This window comes from Paraglaciecola mesophila (genome assembly GCF_009906955.1).
Classification (GTDB): domain Bacteria; phylum Pseudomonadota; class Gammaproteobacteria; order Enterobacterales; family Alteromonadaceae; genus Paraglaciecola; species Paraglaciecola mesophila_A.
In genome coordinates, this window is record NZ_CP047656.1 from 3,061,735 (window position 1) to 3,081,006 (window position 19,272).

Annotated in this window: 14 protein-coding genes; 9 read left to right on the forward strand and 5 right to left on the reverse strand. The window is 43.7% G+C overall.

The features are described 5' to 3' along the window. Positions 1-114 precede the first annotated feature (114 nt). Positions 115-621, reverse strand: a complete 507-nt coding sequence (locus FX988_RS13255; protein WP_160180479.1) for a DUF6702 family protein — start codon at positions 619-621, stop codon at positions 115-117. Between the two features lie 2 nt (positions 622-623). Continuing rightward, entirely contained in the window at positions 624-3,074 is a 2,451-nt protein-coding gene (locus FX988_RS13260) for a M1 family metallopeptidase (RefSeq protein ID WP_160180481.1), read from the reverse strand. A gap of 281 nt (positions 3,075-3,355) precedes the next feature. Here FX988_RS13260 and proB point away from each other — a divergent pair, with 281 nt between their 5' ends. The 6 genes from proB (at position 3,356) to FX988_RS13290 (ending at position 11,921) form a co-directional block, all read left to right on the forward strand. Next, entirely contained in the window at positions 3,356-4,453 is a 1,098-nt protein-coding gene (gene proB, locus FX988_RS13265) for a glutamate 5-kinase (protein ID WP_160180483.1), read from the forward strand. 47 nt (positions 4,454-4,500) lie between these two features. Next, on the forward strand, positions 4,501-5,751 hold the full coding sequence (locus FX988_RS13270) for a glutamate-5-semialdehyde dehydrogenase (protein ID WP_160180485.1): 1,251 nt from the start codon (positions 4,501-4,503) through the stop codon (positions 5,749-5,751). Between the two features lie 464 nt (positions 5,752-6,215). Then, positions 6,216-7,508, forward strand: coding sequence for an NAD(P)/FAD-dependent oxidoreductase (locus FX988_RS13275; RefSeq protein WP_160180487.1), 1,293 nt, complete (start codon positions 6,216-6,218; stop codon positions 7,506-7,508). 241 nt (positions 7,509-7,749) lie between these two features. Beyond that, a complete protein-coding gene (locus FX988_RS13280) occupies positions 7,750-9,168 on the forward strand; it encodes a nidogen-like domain-containing protein (RefSeq protein ID WP_160180489.1) in 1,419 nt (472 codons plus the stop codon). Positions 9,169-9,233: 65 nt separating this feature from the next. Further along, positions 9,234-9,722, forward strand: a complete 489-nt coding sequence (locus tag FX988_RS13285) for an invasion associated locus B family protein (RefSeq protein WP_160180491.1) — start codon at positions 9,234-9,236, stop codon at positions 9,720-9,722. A 303-nt stretch (positions 9,723-10,025) separates the two neighbouring features. Further along, a complete protein-coding gene (locus tag FX988_RS13290; RefSeq protein ID WP_160180493.1) occupies positions 10,026-11,921 on the forward strand; it encodes a hypothetical protein in 1,896 nt (631 codons plus the stop codon). Between the two features lie 31 nt (positions 11,922-11,952). On the opposite strand, the gene FX988_RS13295 is transcribed toward FX988_RS13290, so the two are convergent. Then, positions 11,953-13,416 (reverse strand): M20 family peptidase, encoded by a 1,464-nt coding sequence (locus tag FX988_RS13295; RefSeq protein WP_201751594.1) that lies wholly within the window; start codon positions 13,414-13,416, stop codon positions 11,953-11,955. A gap of 74 nt (positions 13,417-13,490) precedes the next feature. On the opposite strand from FX988_RS13295, the gene FX988_RS13300 reads away from it, so the two are divergent. The 3 genes from FX988_RS13300 (at position 13,491) to FX988_RS13310 (ending at position 16,592) form a co-directional block, all read left to right on the forward strand. Next, the gene (locus FX988_RS13300; protein WP_160180495.1) at positions 13,491-14,387 is read left to right on the forward strand and encodes a DMT family transporter; all 897 of its coding nucleotides are present in this window, start codon (positions 13,491-13,493) and stop codon (positions 14,385-14,387) included. Between the two features lie 155 nt (positions 14,388-14,542). Then, positions 14,543-15,775, forward strand: coding sequence for a multidrug effflux MFS transporter (locus FX988_RS13305; protein ID WP_160180497.1), 1,233 nt, complete (start codon positions 14,543-14,545; stop codon positions 15,773-15,775). Positions 15,776-15,944: 169 nt separating this feature from the next. Continuing rightward, complete coding sequence (locus FX988_RS13310) at positions 15,945-16,592, forward strand: OmpA family protein (protein ID WP_160180499.1); 648 nt, start codon at positions 15,945-15,947, stop codon at positions 16,590-16,592. A gap of 125 nt (positions 16,593-16,717) precedes the next feature. Here FX988_RS13310 and FX988_RS13315 read toward each other — a convergent pair whose 3' ends face one another. Then, a complete protein-coding gene (locus tag FX988_RS13315; RefSeq protein ID WP_006994965.1) occupies positions 16,718-17,029 on the reverse strand; it encodes a hypothetical protein in 312 nt (103 codons plus the stop codon). A 668-nt stretch (positions 17,030-17,697) separates the two neighbouring features. Beyond that, complete coding sequence (gene ilvC / locus FX988_RS13320; RefSeq protein WP_160180501.1) at positions 17,698-19,182, reverse strand: ketol-acid reductoisomerase; 1,485 nt, start codon at positions 19,180-19,182, stop codon at positions 17,698-17,700. Between the last annotated feature and the right edge of the window lie 90 nt (positions 19,183-19,272).

Consider the following 19,272-nt stretch of genomic DNA (forward strand, 5'->3'; position numbering starts at 1 on the left):
TTATGTGCGGTTAATATCGCATAGAATACACGGGAAAAGCGTAAGGTGAGATATAAAAATGCCCGATGAGAGAATCGGGCATTGATGAGTGATAGTTTAGCGGCTCAGCACCAATTAATGATGATCAAACTCTACTTTTAGTAGTTCAATTGAATCTTCAAAGGTAAGGGTTTGTAAATCCCCTTTTCCTTCTACGTTGATAGTATTGATTTGACTTGGCCATAAATCACGTAATGCATTGTGGCTGATTACCAAGTTATCTAATTGTTCGGGCTCAGCCGTTTCTTGATATACCCAAAAAAACTTACCATCGATTTCGAATCCTGCAGATTTCAGTAAAATAGCTTGGCCGTTTTCTTGGCTCATGGCAAACCGTTTGCTCACGTATTCACTGAACTGCCGCTGGGTTTTAGTCGAACCAATGATGTCAGCGTTCTTGCCAAAAATATGCCGTACTGCATGTTCGGCATCATGCAAATTAAAGCGATGCATGACTTCTATATTTTCAGTACGAGGATTAAACAGTATCGTACTGATGGCTGTTTTTTGCTGATGAGCAAACACCGAACTTGCTGCAATAAGCAGCAAGACGGTGATACTGCGAGTCAAAAACTTACTCATGACTAGTCGTCATTCTCGTCTTCATCATTGCTTTTAAGCTCAGTTTTAATGTCTTGCATGATATCCCGAGAGACTTTTTTCGTACTCTTCTTCGCTTTGTATGCTTCGATACGAGAAGGGATAATCTTACGAGGATAGTCATTGTTGCTGACATCGACATCGGCGGTTTCCCAGCGAGGATCCACTGATACACTGACTAATTCTTGGTCCTTATCCGTAATAATGAGCTTGCTGACTGCCTTTGGCGTACGGCGCCATATCTCAGCAGGTATATACTGATTCTGAGTTGTGCCATCGGCAAAGGTAAGTTCTAAAATGATCGGCATAACTAGCCCGCCTTTATTAGAAAAATCAATAACATAGTAATTCTTATCTTCTTTCACAGCGCGTTCAAAAGCGGTGCGTTCCCAAGGCTCTAGGTCTTTTAGGAATTTATTGTATTTATTACGCTCTTTATTGGTCACTGTGAAGCGATCGTTTTCGTCGTAGAAATCAGTAATATCAGGGAAGCGGTCTACCCACAGTTCTTTACCTTCGGCTTTGTTGCGCTCGTCAGTTAATGACATAGGTTTATCTAATTCTTCCTGGCGCTGACGGTCAAAGTCGATATCAGGATCCTTAGTGTCTAAACGTAATTTAGAGATTTTATCCAGCGAGATATCAACGTGATCTGTGGTGTAAAACCAACCACGCCAAAACCAATCTAGATCAACACCACTGGCTTCTTCCATGGTGCGGAAAAAGTCTGACGGCGTTGGGCGTTTAAACATCCAGCGCTGGGCATATTCTTTAAACGCGAAGTCAAATAACTCACGGCCTAAAATGGTTTCACGCAAAATATTTAACGCGACAGCCGGTTTGGTATAAGCGTTAGGACCGAGGTGCAATACGCTATCAGACTGGGTCATCACTGGCACTTGTGAGGTAGATTTCATATACCCTACAACGTCTCTAGGCTCAACGCCCCAAGGGATAGTGGGATCCCATTCGCGACCGGCTACCCCATCTAAAAAGCTATTTAAACCTTCATCCATCCATGACCACTGGCGCTCGTCTGAGTTGACGATCATGGGGAAGTAGTTATGCCCCACTTCATGGATCACCACGCCGATCAAGAAGCGCTTTTCTGCTTGAGAATAGGTGCGGCTACCGTCGTCTTGTAATTCAGTGCGTGGGCCGTTGAACGAAATCATTGGATATTCCATGCCGCCCACTGGGCCGTTTACCGACTGTGCGGTTGGATATGGGTAGTCAAACGAAAAGCGAGAATACACATCTAAGGTATGTACCACTGATTCAGTAGAATATTTTTTCCATAAATCACCGCCTTCTTTCGGGTAGAAAGACATCGCCATTACTAAGGGTTGAGCAGACCCTTTTTGTGCGTGGCCTTTTGCATCCCACATGAACTTGCGTGACGATGCCCACGCGAAGTCACGCACATTTTTGGCGCTGAACTTCCAGGTTTTTTCTTTACTGGTACCGTCCTTCTCGTTCTCTAAGGCTTCTTCAGCAGTTACCACGAAAACAGGGCGTTTTGCTGTTTCAGCGTCCTTCAAACGCTTACGCTGCGTGGAAGTAAGCACTTGCTTAGGGTTTTGCAATACGCCCGTTGAGCTTACGATATGATCTGCTGGTACGGTCATTTCAACATCATAATCACCAAACTCTAGCGTGAACTCACCGCGACCTATGAACTCTTTGTTAGTCCAAGCTTCGTAGTCGGTGTAAGCATGCAAGCGCGGAAACCATTGGGCAAGTAAGAATATATCGTTACCGCCTTCACGTTCGTCATCTGGGAAGTGCTCGTAACCTGAGCGAGCCGAAACTGCGTCTTCTTCAACAATGTTGTAGGCAAAATCGATAGCAAAATCCACAGACTTACCCGGCGCTAGCGGCTTGGGTAGATCTATACGCATGTTGGTGCCGACAATGACGTGGTGCAGTTTAGAGCCCTTTGCGTCAACTACCTTTTGTATGTCGTAGCCAAGTTCATGGTCTGCAACAAATTGGTCGCGACGAAGGGCGGCTAGACTTAATTGAGCAGGTTTGCTCGATGTTGCACTTTGTGTTGCCGGCCCGCGCGCACCAATACCACCAAAGGTGGTGGTCATGGCTGACATAGAGTCATTTTTAAATTTATTTTGATCTAATTGCAGCCATAAATATTTTAGCGTATCTGGCGAGTTATTGGTGTAGGTAATGCTTTCACTGGCTTCTAAACGACGTTTTTCCTCGTTCAAATGCACCTTTATTTTGTAATCCACTTCCTGTTGCCAGTACTGGTGACCAGGCTGACCTGCCGCATTACGATATACGTTGGGCGTGGGAAGAGATTCATCCAGTTGGCGAAACTTATCTTTGAAGTCGCCTTTGGTCTGGTCGATAGCTGCGTTCGCAGCACTCATCGATAATAGCGACAACAGCGCTGTAGTAATTAATTTATTGATCATGATATTCCCTGACTTTGTAATACGAGCTGCATTGAATTTGTTTTTATTTTTCATCGCAGCCGAACATATTATTATAAATACAAAGCGAGATCTCGTCACAGGGCCATTAATACAAAACTGCTTTGTAAGTAAATTGTACAACTTGCTGAACGCTTACTTTTAAGTGTTTTATGGTTTTTGACATAATTTGTTCCCAAAATACCATAGCTTATAGCAACAAAGTCTTGTTTCTAGGCAGGTTTGTCGTAATCTAGCAGCATATTAACTCGGTAGGATTTTTCATGTCACAGTTCACGTGGCAACGGGCCGTCATTAAAGTCGGCAGCGCCTTAATCGCACCAGATGGCAAAGCATGCAGCAGTCAGTTTTTGTTGCCGATTGCACAGTTTATTGTCGCTAGTAGAGCGCAAGGTAAAGAAGTCATTTTAGTGTCTTCTGGCAGTGTGGCAGCCGGACGCGGTAAAATAGGCTATAAGCATTATCCCTCTATCGCTGAAAAGCAAGCAATGGCTGCTATTGGTCAAACGCACATGATGGCTAATTGGGCACGTTTGTTTGATTTTGATTGTGGACAAATATTGCTAACGTCAGATGATTTCCATAATCGTACACGTTACGTCAATATTAAAAATACCCTGCGCGAATTGTTGCGCAACAACGCCCTGCCGATCGTGAACGAAAATGACACAGTCGTTATTAATGAATTAAAGGTGGGGGATAACGATAACCTTGCAGCGTATACAGCCTTGGTAGCCCAAGCTGATACCTTAATTATTTGTTCAGATATTGATGGCTTATATGATGCAGACCCACGGCAAAATCCTAGCGCCAAGTTTATCCCAAGGGTAGATGAAATAGACCACAAAATTCACCAATTGGCAGGTGGTGCGGGTACCAGTGTAGGAACTGGCGGTATGCGTACTAAAATTCAAGCTGCCGAAAAGTGCGCTAAAAGTGGTATCCAAACTCTTATAGTTAATGGTCGTAAACCCGAGGTATTTGAACAACTTGCACTATCAAAGCAGCCAGGCACCTTGTTTATACCAAGTAAAAATCGTGACAGTGCTCGTACCCAATGGCTACGCCATACATTGCGATCAAAAGGGACGCTTGTGATTGATGATGGTGCGCAAAAAGCATTGATAAACAAAGGGGCTTCGTTGCTACCTTCAGGTATTACCAGTGTATTAGGTTCGTTTAAACCTGGCGAGGCAGTTGATATTCGTTACAAAGACCAGATAATAGCTAAAGGACTTTGTTTGTACGGCAATAGTGAGTTGGCGCAAATTAAAGGGCAACGCAGCGATAAAATCGAAACCATTCTTGGTTACTCATCCGGCGAGGTCGCCGTTCATCGTGATGACCTTGTTTTACTCTAGCTTTCTTGTTTTAGCTGGCTTTAATATCAATTTAGAGGATCTTAACAATGGCATTTTCAATCGCTCAAGCTGCTAAAGCAGCTCGTGTTGCTTCTCGTCAAGTCGCTAAATTATCAGCGACGCAAAAAGAAACCTTATTAAAAGACATCGCTGAGCGCATGTTAGAGCAAAGCACAGAGATCATGGTTGCCAATGAGCAGGATTTGGCGGCAGGTCGTGAAAATAATTTAGACGATGCCATGCTAGACCGTTTGCTTCTAAGTGCTGAGCGCATTCAAGGCATAGCTAATGCGGTACTTGATATTGCAGCGCAGGCAGATCCTGTGGGTAGCATTGAACATATGCAACAAATGCCAAGTGGTATTCAAGTGGGCAAAATGCGTATCCCATTAGGGGTAATTGCGATGATCTACGAGTCACGGCCAAATGTTACCATTGACGCTGCCGCTTTGTGTTTAAAGGCGGGTAATGCTGTGGTGTTGCGGGGAGGAAAAGAAGCCTTGCACTCAAATTTGGCTTTGGCTGAGTGCATCCGCTTTGCGTTAGACAAAAACGGCATAGATCCCGCAGCGGTTGTAGTTGTGCCCAACCCTGACCGCGCAGTAATGAACGAATTAATGACGTTAAATGAAGATATTGACTTAATTATTCCCCGAGGCGGTGAAGGTCTGATCCGGTTTGTGAGTGAGAATAGCCGTATTCCTGTTATTCAGCATTACAAAGGTGTGTGTCATTTATATGTTGATGATGCGGCAGATGAAATCAAAGCCCTTAACTTATTGAAAAATGGTAAAACTCAGCGCACGGGCGTATGTAACTCCCTTGAAACTTTATTAGTTCACCAAGATATAGCCGCGTCCTTTTTGCCAAAGGTGCGGGAACTATTTGCAGAATTTCAGGTTAAAGTGCACGCCTGTGAGCGCAGCATTAGCTATTTCGACAACGCCTTAGCCGCTACCGAAGATGACTGGCATGCTGAATACTTAGCCATGGAAATTGCTATCAGGGTTGTAGACGACTTTGATGCGGCGATCGAACATATCGAAACATACAGCTCAGGACATACTGAGGTCATTGCGACGCAGGACTTTAGTCGTGCTCAGCAGTTTATTCGTACCTTAAATTCAGCTGTGGTTATGGCAAACGCTTCATCTCGTTTCTCAGACGGTGGTGAGCTTGGCTTAGGTGCCGAAATCGGGATCTCAACCAGTAAATTACATGCCTATGGCCCAATGGGCGCAGCCTCTTTGACTACGCAGAAGTTTATCGTGTTAGGAGATGGAGAAGTACGTCACTAATATCACCTGCGATCATGTTAATTGTAGGTTTAATAAGGAGTTATTTTTGCACAGCCTCTCGATGGTTACACTGTTGTTAACTCTGCGAGTATGGATACGCTCGTTGAGTGGAGGTGTGTCTGTGGCGTTTAGCGCCTTGGTTGATCTCTCGGGCTATCTAACGACTTCTTATTGGCGACAGTTTTTTATTGCGCTATGGTTGAAAAACCTGAGATACCGTTTTGCTGTAAGTCGCCTATTTTTTGGGATTCTAAGCATAACATTTGATGTTGGTAAGCCCTTACTATCTTTATTTCCCCCTATTTTAAATAGAGCGTATCCTAATCCTTCGCTGTGCGCTTTATCTTACAATCAATTTATTACGCTATTTTATTTCCCAATATTTACTGCCTTTTCTTCTGTTCGAACCGAACCTGCAGCCAAGCGTAAATCGAATTCTATCGCAACTTTAAAAGGTAATTTTTATGAAACGTATAGTCGTTGTAGGCGGCGGGGCGGGTGGTCTTGAGTTAGTTGCTCAGCTAAGCCGTTATTGTCGAAAACACACTGCTGTGGAGATGATCCTAGTTGATAAGGTCAGAACGCATGTGTGGAAACCGCTGCTACATGAAGTCGCTGCGGGTATTATCGATAAAAACTCTGATGGCGTGGATTATCGTATTCATGCCAGTCGCCTCAAATATGAATTCCAACAAGGAACGCTCAAGGGGATTGATGAGCAGAATAAATCGATCGCGTTAGACGCCCTACATGATGAAGAGGGTGAGCTAATTTTACCTGAACGTACAATTGAGTACGATATTCTGGTGTTAGCAATCGGCAGCGTGAGTAATGACTTTGGCACGCCGGGCGTGAAGGACAACAGCTACTTCTTGGATTCACTCGTTCAGGCTGAACGCTTTCATCGCGCGCTGCTCAATCAAATGCTCAGAGTCAATCAACCGAATACTCAGCAGTCGATGCTCAAGGTTTCGATTGTAGGGGCGGGAGCGACAGGGACTGAGCTTGCAGCGCAATTACATCACGTTGCGAATTTATCTAGGGCTTACGGTATGCCTGCAATGTCGGCTCAGCGTTTGGAAATTTCGATCATCGAAGCCGGCCCTAGAATTTTGCCAGCATTGCCAGAACGAATAGCCTATGCTGCCAAAAGTGCGTTACAGAAAATCGGCGTGAAACTTTACGAAGACACCAAAGTCATTAGGGCGGAGAAAAACGGCTTTGTTACCGCTGATGATGAGCTAATTGAAGCTGATTTAATGGTGTGGGCAGCGGGCGTAAAAGCGCCAAACTTGATCAAAGAGCTGGATATGTTCGAAACAAATCGTGCACAACAGGTGTTGGTAGACGCGCAACTACGGGCCAAGAATCATCAAGATATTTATGTACTCGGTGACTGCTGTGCCTTTCAGCAAGAAGATGGTACTTGGGTGCCCCCGAGAGCGCAATCGGCCCATCAAATGGCGTCAACCGTATATAAAAATATCGTCAATCAACTCCAAGGCAAGGAATTCGAAGATTACAAATATAGCGATTACGGCTCGTTAGTTCACTTAAGTAAGTACAGTACGGTGGGGAGTTTGATGGGTAACCTGTCTAACAGCAGTATGTTCGTTGAAGGTAAGTTAGCCCGTTTGGTGTATACCTCACTTTATAGCATGCACCAGTTTGCCGTTCATGGTTGGTTAAAAGCCACGCTAACTATGCTGAGTCGCCGGGTCAGTAAATTTGTCGGTCCCAAGCTAAAACTTCATTAAATATCAATTGTTTATTTAAAGCCAAGCACGCGTCTTGGCTTTTTTCTTTCGTCCTTTGAATATAAAGAGTATTTAATTAACCACACTTTCCTGCATAAAGTGTCAGTAAATATTACACATTTGTGACTCGCATACTGGTAATTGTCGTAAAGCACTGATTTTAAAGTGTAATTATTACTGGTCTGACATTTGCTTGCACGCTCCTCGAATCAGATTTCTATGCAAACAAAGGATGTAATAAATGTATGAATTCAAGAAGTTAGTCAAAGCAATCGCCATTAGCGGAGCATTGGCGACCAGTATGGCTTCGATGACTGCTAACGCGAGCGTATTGTTAGAGGGTTGGAGTGGTTCAGGTGAGTCGGGGTTTGGAACTGTTGCCCTAGAAAAAAACGATGATGGCTCTAGCCAGGAAATATTTTTCAGTGATTATGCTGATCTTGGTTTTGATTCTGGTGTTAATTTCTTTGGCCGTAGCCATAACTCATTTTACGTAAACAATAACGGCAATATTAGCTTTAATGGTGCTGTTGGTCAGTATACGCCAGACCCATTTCCAAATACGCTCTTTGGAGGTGATGACTTTGAAGGCGGCGGTGATGACGACTGCGGTATAGATTGTCTTGATATTCCTCAAGAGGCCCAACAGACACGTTCGACCTTTACTACAAATAACGTAGAGACCGAAGCGCCCGCAGAATTAAATACCATCGCAATGATCGCACCCTTTTGGGCGGATGTAGACACAGGTTGTGACGACTGTGGTGACGTATTTATTGGCTCGCCCAATGCTGAAACCTTGGTGATTACTTGGGATAGCGTTGGTTTTTTCTCTTCAGATAGTTCACTTACGAATACCTTTCAATTAGTTCTAATTGACCGTGCTGACACCGGTGCCGGCAACTTCGATGTGGAATTCCGGTATGAAGACATCAACTGGACCACTGGTGATGCTTCAGGCGGTGAGAACGGCCTCGGTGGAACGCCAGCGCAAGCGGGTTATGATGCTGGTGATGGTGTGAATTTCTTTACTCTTCCTGGTTCTCGTACTAGTGAAGTTGTGAATTTAGATACTGCTGACAGCAATACAGGTACTGCAGGTATTTGGAAGTTTGCTATTCGTGACGGTGAATTACCAGGCGATACCGCTGAAAATCCGATTTTGCCAGTGATTAATCCTGAAACACCCACTGATTACAACTTTGAATTTGTGATCATTGAGCCAGAAACACCAATATTTATCGACCCGGATGTTGCCGTTGGTTACGATTACATCGTCAATAGTGGCCCGAGCATTACCTCAGTGATGCTACCTACCGGCTTTGGTGATGACGTTTATGACCTTTGGTTATGGGATGCCGCCTTGATGGATTGGTATGACACAGGTGAAGATTTGCTTGGTGGTGTAACGTTTGATTTCACTACAGCAGTTGACCGTTTCCGTATATTGGGTATTGAGACCTCTGAAATGGTAGATCCAACGGATCCTAATGCATTTGTTACCGCATTGACCTTTGATGCCGCTGGGGTAATCAACATGAATCAAAACGCTATTACTGAGTTTGTTGACGACCCTCAAGCGGTTTCTGCACCTGCAGGGCTAGGTATCTTCGGATTATCTTTGTTGATATTCTTACGCGCTAGAAAGCGTCGCGCTTAATATTTGTTAACCACTAAAAAGAGGAGCGATAGCTCCTCTTTTTTTGGCTTAAACGGAGTAATAATATGCGTTTGGTTTTTACCTTTTTTATTGTTTTTCTCGCTGTGTTGGGGCCAGCTCACGCGCAGAGCAAGCAGACTTTTGGTTCTTGGAGTTTACTCTGCGGCGATCAAGGAAATTGCTCGGTGAGTCAATTGGTCGCTATGGATCCTGACGGCAAGAAGGTACTGCTTGGTGCCAATATTAACTTTTCTATGTCAAATAGCTTCCCGGTATTGATGTTGCGTATGCCACCAAATTTGAACAAAACAAGTGGTGTCGGCATTAAGATTGATGATAATAAAGCGATACAAGTCGCTTTATCTCAGTGCACCTCCGTTGCGTGTCAAAGCGTGATCAAAATAGACAAAACTCTGTTCGCTGAAATGCGTGATGGAAAGCTCGCAAAAGTTGCATTCGCGTTAGAAAAAAGAAAGCAACTTACATTGCCTTTGTCTCTTGATGGGTTTTCAGATGCTTACGCGGCATTACTTGCAACGCGCAAAGAGTCTTAAACGTACAAAGAGTCTTAAACGCGAAAAGAATCTTAAACGCGAAAAGAATCTTAAACGCGAAAAGAATCTTAAACGCGAAAAGAATCTTAAACGCGAAAAGAATCTTAAAAGACGTTTCCCCAGTCATAGGTGGCAATATTCTATTGCCACTGCCTCAGCGGTAGGACGCGCGAATTCTATTTACTCAATAATTGCGTTATCTTCTCAATGTTAGTTTGTGGTACTAATAATGCTTTGCGACGCTTAGGCATTTATCGACAGTCCATAATGTTAAGTTTATGAAAATTAAAAGGATGTATTCAAATGGCATATGATTTTGGTACCAATACGTTGGGGATCAGTAACCCATTTAAACCCGAAGGGGCAACGAAAGCGGTCAGTGGGTTGGCGATTATTATACTTGGGGTCATCGCGTTGTTGGGCGTCGCCGAAGATTTAAAAACCGATTTGGTATTGGCTTGGATTAACGCGCTATTGGGCCTCACGCTTTTGACTTTGGGGCTTCGCCATACAGGAATTGGTTTATTTCAGTTATTTAAGTATTTTGTCGGCCGTTCTGTGCCTACTTCACTTGCATATAACCACAACCCAAGCGAAAAGCAGAATGCCCAGCGCGAACGTTCGCAAACGGCATATGACGCACAAGAATTAGAGTCTATGCTGATGGGGCGCAAAAACGCCACCTTTACTGAGCCAGAAGGCTGGATAGCGCGACTTATTCATACCTTATTACCACGGCTTATTTTTAGCCCCTACCCGATCCGTAATTTTGTACAAGCGCTAGGTAGTTTGGTGTGTGCAACAATAGTGGGTTTGATTGCATTTGGCGCAGCCTATTTCGTTTCAGTATCAGGTTTAGTGGGCAATGCGGGTGTCATTATCACTCCTATTTTATCGGTTTTATTACTGATATACCTGATAGCTCAATGGCGCAGCACCTCAAACTCGTTAGCGGCTTCAAATATGCGAGAGCTACAGGCTAAAACCGCTGCAAGCTTGGCGAAACTGCTGGTGTTCGCGATTGTGGTGCCTATTGTTGTCGGTTTTACTTACAACCAACTTAGCGTAAATGCTGCCCAGCAAACACAACAGGTATTAGCGAGTGTTGTCGCATTTGATGCGTGGTGGAACTTGTTATTACTAATCTTGTTAGTTTTGACTGTTATCGGTTTGTCTTGGGTGATGATCCGCGAACGTTTAGCGCTGGCCAACCCGAGTACTGAAGTCAGTGAATTTCGTGAAAATTTACAAGAATCTGTTCATCCCAACGAGATTTTCATCAATATTGAAAACATCGTATTGGCTAATCGCCGTTATAAAGAAATTCCTAATCGTATGTATCAGGAGTTTGACCCTAAATTAGAGGAGCAGAGCCAAGGCAAGGGAAGTTTCAAGGGGAAGCTGCTCATTGAAACACAACCTGAATACAGTCAATTAACGTTTAGCGCCAAGTTTAACGCATTTCGTTTGCTGGCTACCGTGGCTGCGCAAATTATGGTCTTCGTGGGGGCTTTGTTGTTTTTCTTTACCGTGCAAGATGGCTATCAGTTGTATCAATATATGGCCCAGCAGTTGGTGAATCTGGATGGGCTAAGTCAAACCCGCGTCGACGACATTTTGCAGGGATTTGGTTTGCAACTAAGTAGCTTTTTGGTCTTACTATTTAGTTGGCTAACCGTCTCTGCAGGAGCAACAATTTTAGCCAGAGGCACGCATTTATTTTGGTCTGAGATGCAATTTAGTAGTTTATTGATGTGGATGAAAACCGAAGGGACTTTCACTGAAAGTAAAGTCTCTACTGGGATGTCGATTCATGATTCAACGCGCTCTGAAAATGTGGTGGTGCGCAGCTCTATTACGCCTTGGATTATTACATCTCGGGTTATGACCTCTACTTTTGCGACCACAGGCACTCAAAACTTAGAAATGCCACGTTATGTGATGCAAATGGATAAGAACCCCCAAGAATTACAAGGCATTGTGGGCGAAATTACGCAGTTTTTACGTAAGCGCGAAGCTATTGCGTCGATTACCAATGAACAAGACTTATCCAGTGCGGAAAATATCTATCGGGTCAACGAAGCAAGCCGCGCAAAGCCGGAGCGTTTGAAAGCTGAGCCAAGCGAGGTGGAAAAAGACAAGCTTGAGGAGCAAGCGGCCGGTAAGTTGCGTCAAGATGACGCTAACGAGTCAGCTTAATATTGAAATTAGGTAAAGCCCTCGTGGCAGGCTAGCCTTGGGCTGCCTGCCTGACCATAGCGTAGTAAAATTGAATAGCCCTCAGGTAATCTTCAACTGATATCTGCTCGTTCACGCCATGAAAACGCTTCATAGTGTTTGGAGTCAGCTTAACCATCATAAAGCGGTATACGTTGTCTGATAGGCCGTAAAATTTGGATGCGTCTGTGCCGCCCTGCACTAAGTAAGGTGCGACTAATAAATCCTGATCTAATCTGCGTATCGTTTGTTCAATTAATTGATAACCGTAGCTTTCAGTGGAAGAAACCGGTGATGCTTCATTGGCCATAAAGGCTTCAATTTTCACTCTTGGGTCGTCTATGGCTTTGATGATGTGTTGGGTCACGCTGTCTACAGTATCCCCTGGCAATATCCTAAAATTAACAACAGCCTCAGCTTCGGTGGGCAGAATATTCGATTTCGAACTGCCTTTGAGCATGGTAACTGCCGTGGAAGTTCGAATGCTCGCTGCAGAACTCGGGATATCGAGCATCATGCTTTCAACTATGGGTGAGAATAACCACAAATTAGCCATAGGTAGCCGAGTAGCTAAATCGGTCGCAAACCCAATGTGTTTAAATGTGTCTTGGATGAAACGCATATCTGTCGCAAATGGTGCCGCTTCTACTTTTACAATGGCTTGAGCGAGAATACCCGCGGCGGTGTGTGCCGGCGGCTGAGATGAGTGTCCGCCTGCTGAGTTGACGGTCAGGCGCAGATTAACAAAGCCTTTTTCGGCAATACCGATAATAGCCACGGGGGATGAAACACCGGGCAGCATATCCTGGGTGACTACCCCACCTTCGTCGAGCACAAATTCAAATTCTATCTTTTGCTTGGCTAAATGCTCGGCAATTTTGAGTGCACCATCCTTACCACCGGTTTCTTCGTCATGACCAAAGGCGAAATAAATGCCTCGCTTAGGTTGTATGCCTTTGGCTATTAACATCTCCATGGATTCCATCAAGGCGATCACGCTGATCTTGTCATCTATGGTGCCCCTACCCCAAATAGTGCCATCAACTACCTTACCGCTAAAGGGGGCTTGCTCCCACTGTCCTGCGGTTGACTCGTCCACAGGCACCACGTCCATATGGCCCATAAATAAGGCCGGTTTTAAGCTAGAGTCACTGCCTTTGAGGTGATACAGCAAACTATATTGGTTGATGACATCAAGCGTTGCGTGTTGATGTACAAGAGGAAATTCGTCTTTTAGATACTGTTGAAACGTAATAAAGGCATCTGCGTCAAATTGAGTACGGTCGTCATAGGAAATAGTTGGAATTTTAATCGCATTTGAAAAGCGTTTAAGGACTGCTTGCTTTTCTATCAGCACGGGCTCCAGCGGTGTTTGCACTTTGTATTGGTTATCGCTAAAAAAGGTATTGGCGCGGAAAAATAAAACTCCACATAGCACCAATAGTAAAATGGCAAAACTCATTATTATTTTTTTCATATTTCGCTACTTAACGTCCGTTTTGAAGATAGAATCATTGGTCAGTATAACGCTATGTGATTCAGAGGATCTAGTTGTCTAACCCTGTGTTATTTTCCATTGTTTCCTTGATTTGGGGTACTACCTGGATTGCCATCACCTTTCAGTTGGGGGAGCTCGACCCTATTCTGTCTGTGGCTATACGGTTTTCGTTGGCTGCTGTTATTTTAGGTGGCTATTGCATATTTAAAGGCTTGTCGCTGCGGTTGCCTACACACCTGCATATTAAGATGGCGACAGCTGGATTATGTCTATACGGCTTGGAATATAGCTTTTTGTATTTGAGCCAGCAATATGTGATTAGCGCGCTGGTGGCTGTGATGAGTTCTGGCATGATCTACATCAATGTGGTGCTGCGTCGCGTTTTTCTGAAAAAGCCTATTCGTTTAGAGGTGGTCTTGGGCGGAGCATTTGGTATGTTGGGAATGGGACTTATATTTTATCCTGAGTTTTCCCACGTTCAGGCAGATACGGTCCTGGCTTTTGGCATCGCGCTGGCATTGGCCTCTTTCCTATTTGCGGGGGTTGGCAATGTCATTTCAGAGCGGATACTTGATTACGGTACGCCGGTGATTCAAATGAATTTCTGGGCGATGAGTTACGGCGCACTAGGCATTTTCAGTTTTGCTATTATGACGGATGTTGAGTGGATACTCCCTACCCGCTGGCAATTCTACTTAGCCCTAATCTATCTCACTGTTTTCGGCTCAGTTATCGCTTTTGGCGCATATATGAAGCTTATTCGGCAAATGGGTTCAGATAAAACCACTTACGTCGCTTTGGTTTACCCTATTGTCGCATTGTGCGCCTCTACCCTTTTTGAGGGGTATCAATGGTACCTAGCATCTGTACTGGGTGTATTGCTGGTCATTATTGGTAACGCAATCGCCATGGGTAAATTGTCTTTAAAGTATTTGGGGAACAGCGCGTAATGACTATTTTTGTATCCAATTAAGATCTGTCGCACTTTTAATATGCAGTGTGTTCTTAGGCTTTCTGAGCTTTATTTTAGTCAGAGTAGATAAAGAGTTCATGTCATACTTCACTCAATGGTAGAATTAGCATTTAGTCTAATAAAGGAATTCTCATGGCCAACGCCCCTTTTACCAATGATGCCAAGGTTAAACCCGCTCTAGGGTTAGCCGAATTTGTGGCTCTGATGGCGTTGATGACTTCTTTAGTGGCGCTAAGTATTGATGCTATGTTGCCAGCGTTGAATCAAATTGCGTTAGATTTGCAGATCACTGATCCGCAAGACACGCATTTGATTGTGTCACTGTTCTTCATTGGGATGGCGTTCGGGCAGCTGTATTTTGGCCCAGTATCTGATGCGAAAGGACGCCGATTCACTATTATTACCGGTTTAATTATTTTTGGCTTAGGCACCATTGTGTGTATGTTTGCGGAATCTTTGACTGTGTTACTGATTGGTCGAGTTATTCAAGCCTTTGGGGTATCAGGGCCTCGAATCGCAGCTTTAGCGGTCATACGTGATCAGTACAAAGGTGAGGCCATGGCGCGGGTGATGTCCTTTATTATGATGGTGTTTATTCTGGTGCCTATGTTGGCGCCTAGCTTTGGTCAGGCTGTTTTATTTTGGTTTTCTTGGCAGCATATATTTTCATCATTCTTGGTGATCGGTTTTCTTACCGGTATTTGGTACTTTACCCGACAGCCAGAAACTTTACCTAAAGATAAGCGTATTCCCTTTAGCTGGAAGCAACTTTCTATTTCTAGCCGCTATATCTTAAGTAACAAAATGGTGATGTTTTACACCTTGGCCATGGGCTTTGTTTTTGGCAGCTTTTTGGCTTACATCAGCGCGTCGCAAACGGTGTTTCAGGTAATATACGATACGGGGGAGTTGTTTCCTTTGTATTTTGCGTTATTGGCATTCTCGATTGGTTTTGCTTCGTTTATAAACGGAACGCTTGTGATGCGCTTGGGAATGCGCAAGCTTTGCACTTGGGCTATCTTCGGCTGGTTGGGCTTTACGACGATACTGCTGATGATGTGTTTGGTATACGATGGGCTCCCTCCCCTTAATGCATTAGTAAGTATTCTATTCGCTGCCTTTTTCTGTATAGGCATTTTGTTTGGAAATCTTAATTCTATGGCTATGCAGCCACTGGGAGACACCGCTGGGCTTGGCGCGGCTATCATTGGCTCTTTGAGCAGTATGGTCTCGGTTCCGGTCGCTGTGTTTGTGGGTAGTTTTATTGATGAAGTTATGACACCTATTGCCATCGGGTTTGTAGGTTTTGGTATTATCACCTTTCTATTCTTTTGGTTTGCAGAGCGAACGATCACAAAAGTCTAATTTACATTCCACACTCAAATGAGCAGGGGGCAATCTTGGAACACTTCCTGCTTTCATTCACTCATTCATTTATGGTTCAGCTATTGATTGGATAATCCACATTATAAATTTTGCCTTGCGAAATCTGGTTCGCAAAGTTAGGTCAAAGTCGTTTTATAGGGAGTCTCAGATGTACAAGAAACTGATTGTTGGTGTAGCGTTATCGGGGTTAGTACTGAGTGGTTGCGCATCGAATTCTATGGGCAATGCTTCGAATACTCAAAAGGGCGCTGGTATTGGGGCAATCGTCGGCGCGCTCATTGGTAAAGGTACGGGTGACAATGACAAGAGCCGCTACGTATGGGGCGCTGCAGTTGGCGCATTAGCGGGCTCTGCCATTGGTAATTACATGGACAGGCAAGAAGAAGAGTTTCGTGAAGAGTTAGCTGATAGTGGCGTTGAAGTGTATCGAGAAGGGGATGTTTTACGCTTATACATGCCTGGCAGCATTACGTTTAGTTCAGGCAACGCTTCGGTTGATAGTAGCTTTTTTCCGGTGCTAAAAGACGTGGCTTTGGTGATCAACAAGTATGAAAAAACTACATTAATGGTAGAAGGACATACAGACAATACGGGCGCAGATGATATGAATCAGCGTTTATCAGAAGCCAGAGCAAATAGTGTGAAAAATTATTTAGTACAAAATGGCGTTGATAACAGACGGGTTTCTACATTAGGTATGGGGGAGTACACGCCGATAGCTGATAATACCACCCAAGCTGGTCGTCAGAAAAATCGCAGAGTTGAGCTGAAAATTATTCCAATGAGTAAGAATTAAAATAGGCAATATAATGATGGGGTGCGATGCAACGTGCCTCATTGTTATCCTTAACAATGAAAGCATGACGTCGTTAATACGTTTTAAGTAGGGGTAAAGCGGGTTGGATTTTAAAGATAGGAAAATTATTTAACTAAACGAATAGCAGGACGCTGTACTTTAGCCGGTTCTATCTCAATCACTTTTGAACTGCGAACACCGTTTTTCATACGGTCATAAGACACATACTTCATGTCGAGAGATTCGCAAAACTTATAAATGGTTAGGAAGTCACTTTTAGAAAGTTCTTCATTGTCTTTGGTTAGCTGTGTATCAATGTACATTTGCTCACCGTTTGCCGTTAACATCGCTACCGCTGAATAAGGGTCGCCATGATTGGCCACTTTCAACGCTCTAACCATTTTCACTTCAAATACCCAGTCGCCCATTTTAGTCATTCTAGTGATTCTTTCGCTCATTGGATTTCCTGTTGTGTTGGTGGGTACATGTTTTGGGGTTCGGGATCATCCTTAAAGCAATACGCAGGCCACTTTTTCGATCGCGCTATATAAGGGATGTCAGCGTGGCTCAGATCTTTGGTGTTTCTTTTTGGGTACATCAAGGGTGATAGTAGATCAAAATGTTAAGGAATTGTGGTTATTTTTCATTAACTTAATAACATCCCTTGATTTGTATGGAAAAATTTATAATTTTTCATGTATGCAATTGGATACATTGTATTCAATTTTACTTTTACATTGGACATGGTTTGAGACAAATTGACGTTTAAACTTGATTAATTCTATTTTTTAAAAAAGATAAAATGGTAATTAAATTAGTCATTTATAAGCAACTGATCGTTATTTTACTCGCTATTCTTCCCGAGTCATTATGTGTCCCAATAAACCAAATGCGGCCAATACCAACTCCTTGTGCAAAACCCGCAGGATGAATTCTGAGAGGGCAATTGTTTAATGGAATTGGTATAAATCGCAAAGCTTAAACAATTCGAGTGAACAGTCGTATTTTGCGCATAAAAAAGCCCAGCCAAATTGGCTGGGCAAAGAGGGCTTTTTACAGCACCTAACGACAGAAATCGTTCAATTTACTATTCGTTTATGAAGGGTTATACCGCTTCAACTATGGCTTTCATGTCGGTCATGTAGCCACGTAATGTATCACCTACGCTTTCAACACCGTGCTCACGAATCGCTTTGTTAACCGCGACTAGCGTTTTATTATCAACACTGTTGCTTGTTGCTGCGAAAGGCTTACCAATTAACTCAGTGCCTATGCCTGGCATTAATTTATCAGCCAATAATGGAATGGCCGCGTTAGCAAATAGGTAGTTTCCGTATTCTGCTGTGTCAGAGATCACCACGTTCATTTCGTACAAACGCTTACGTGCGATAGTGTTAGAAATAAGCGGTGTTTCGTGCAATGACTCGTAGTAAGCAGACTCAGGTAAAATGCCAGCTTCAACCATAACGTCAAATGCTAATTCAACACCTGCCTTGATCATGGCTACGATGAAGACGCCGTTGTCAAAGAACTCTTGCTCATCAATTTTACCGTTATACTCTGGCGCATTTTCAAAACCAGTTTTTCCGGTTTCTTCACGCCATTTCAACAAGTTAGCATCTCCATTGGCCCAATCTTCCATCATAGTGCGAGAGAACTCACCACTGATAATGTCGTCTTGATGTTTGCCAAACAAAGGTTTTAACATCTCTTTAAGCTGTTCAGATAAATCAAAGGCTTTGATTTTTGCTGGGTTTGATAGGCGGTCCATCATGTTGGTCACGCCACCAATTTTAAGGGCTTCAGTGATGGCTTCTAAGCCGAACTGAATCAAAGCACCTGCGTAAGCTGGGTCAATACCATCGGCAACCATTTTCTCATAACCAAGCACAGCAGCAGCTTGCTGCATGCCACAAAGAATGGTTTGCTCACCCATTAAGTCAGATTTAACTTCTGCTACAAATGAAGACTCAAGAACACCAGCGCGGTCGCCACCGGTTGCACTTGCGAGTGCTTTAGCAATATCCCAACCTTGCTGTTGAGGGTCGTTCTCAGGGTGCACAGCAATCAATGTAGGTACACCGAATCCACGCTTATACTCTTCGCGTACTTCAGTACCAGGGCACTTAGGAGCGCACATCACAACTGTGATGTCTGAACGAATTTGTTGACCTTCTTCAACGATATTAAACCCGTGAGAGTAGCCAAGAGATGCGCCTTCTTTCATTAAGGGCATAATGGCTTCAACTACGCTTGAATGTTGTTTATCAGGCGTTAAGTTATAAACTAAATCAGCACTAGGAATGAGTTCTTTGTAAGTGCCTACTGTGAAACCATTCCCGCTTGCACGTTGGAATGAATCACGTTTTTCATCGATAGCGGCCTGACGAAGCGCATAAGCAACGTCCAAACCTGAATCTCGCATATTAAGGCCTTGGTTTAAGCCTTGAGCGCCACAACCTACGATGACTATTTTTTTGCCTTTAAGGAAATTACAGCCTTCTGAAAATTCGCTGCGTTGCATGAATCGGCAACGACCAATTTGGTCTAGTTGCTGACGTAAAGATAATGTATTGAAATAATTTGCCATTGATATAAATCCTAGTAAGTGCAACAAGTCAGTGACGATCTCGTGTGATTGAGAGAATAGAGTATTTCTTCTGTTGATTAAAATGATATA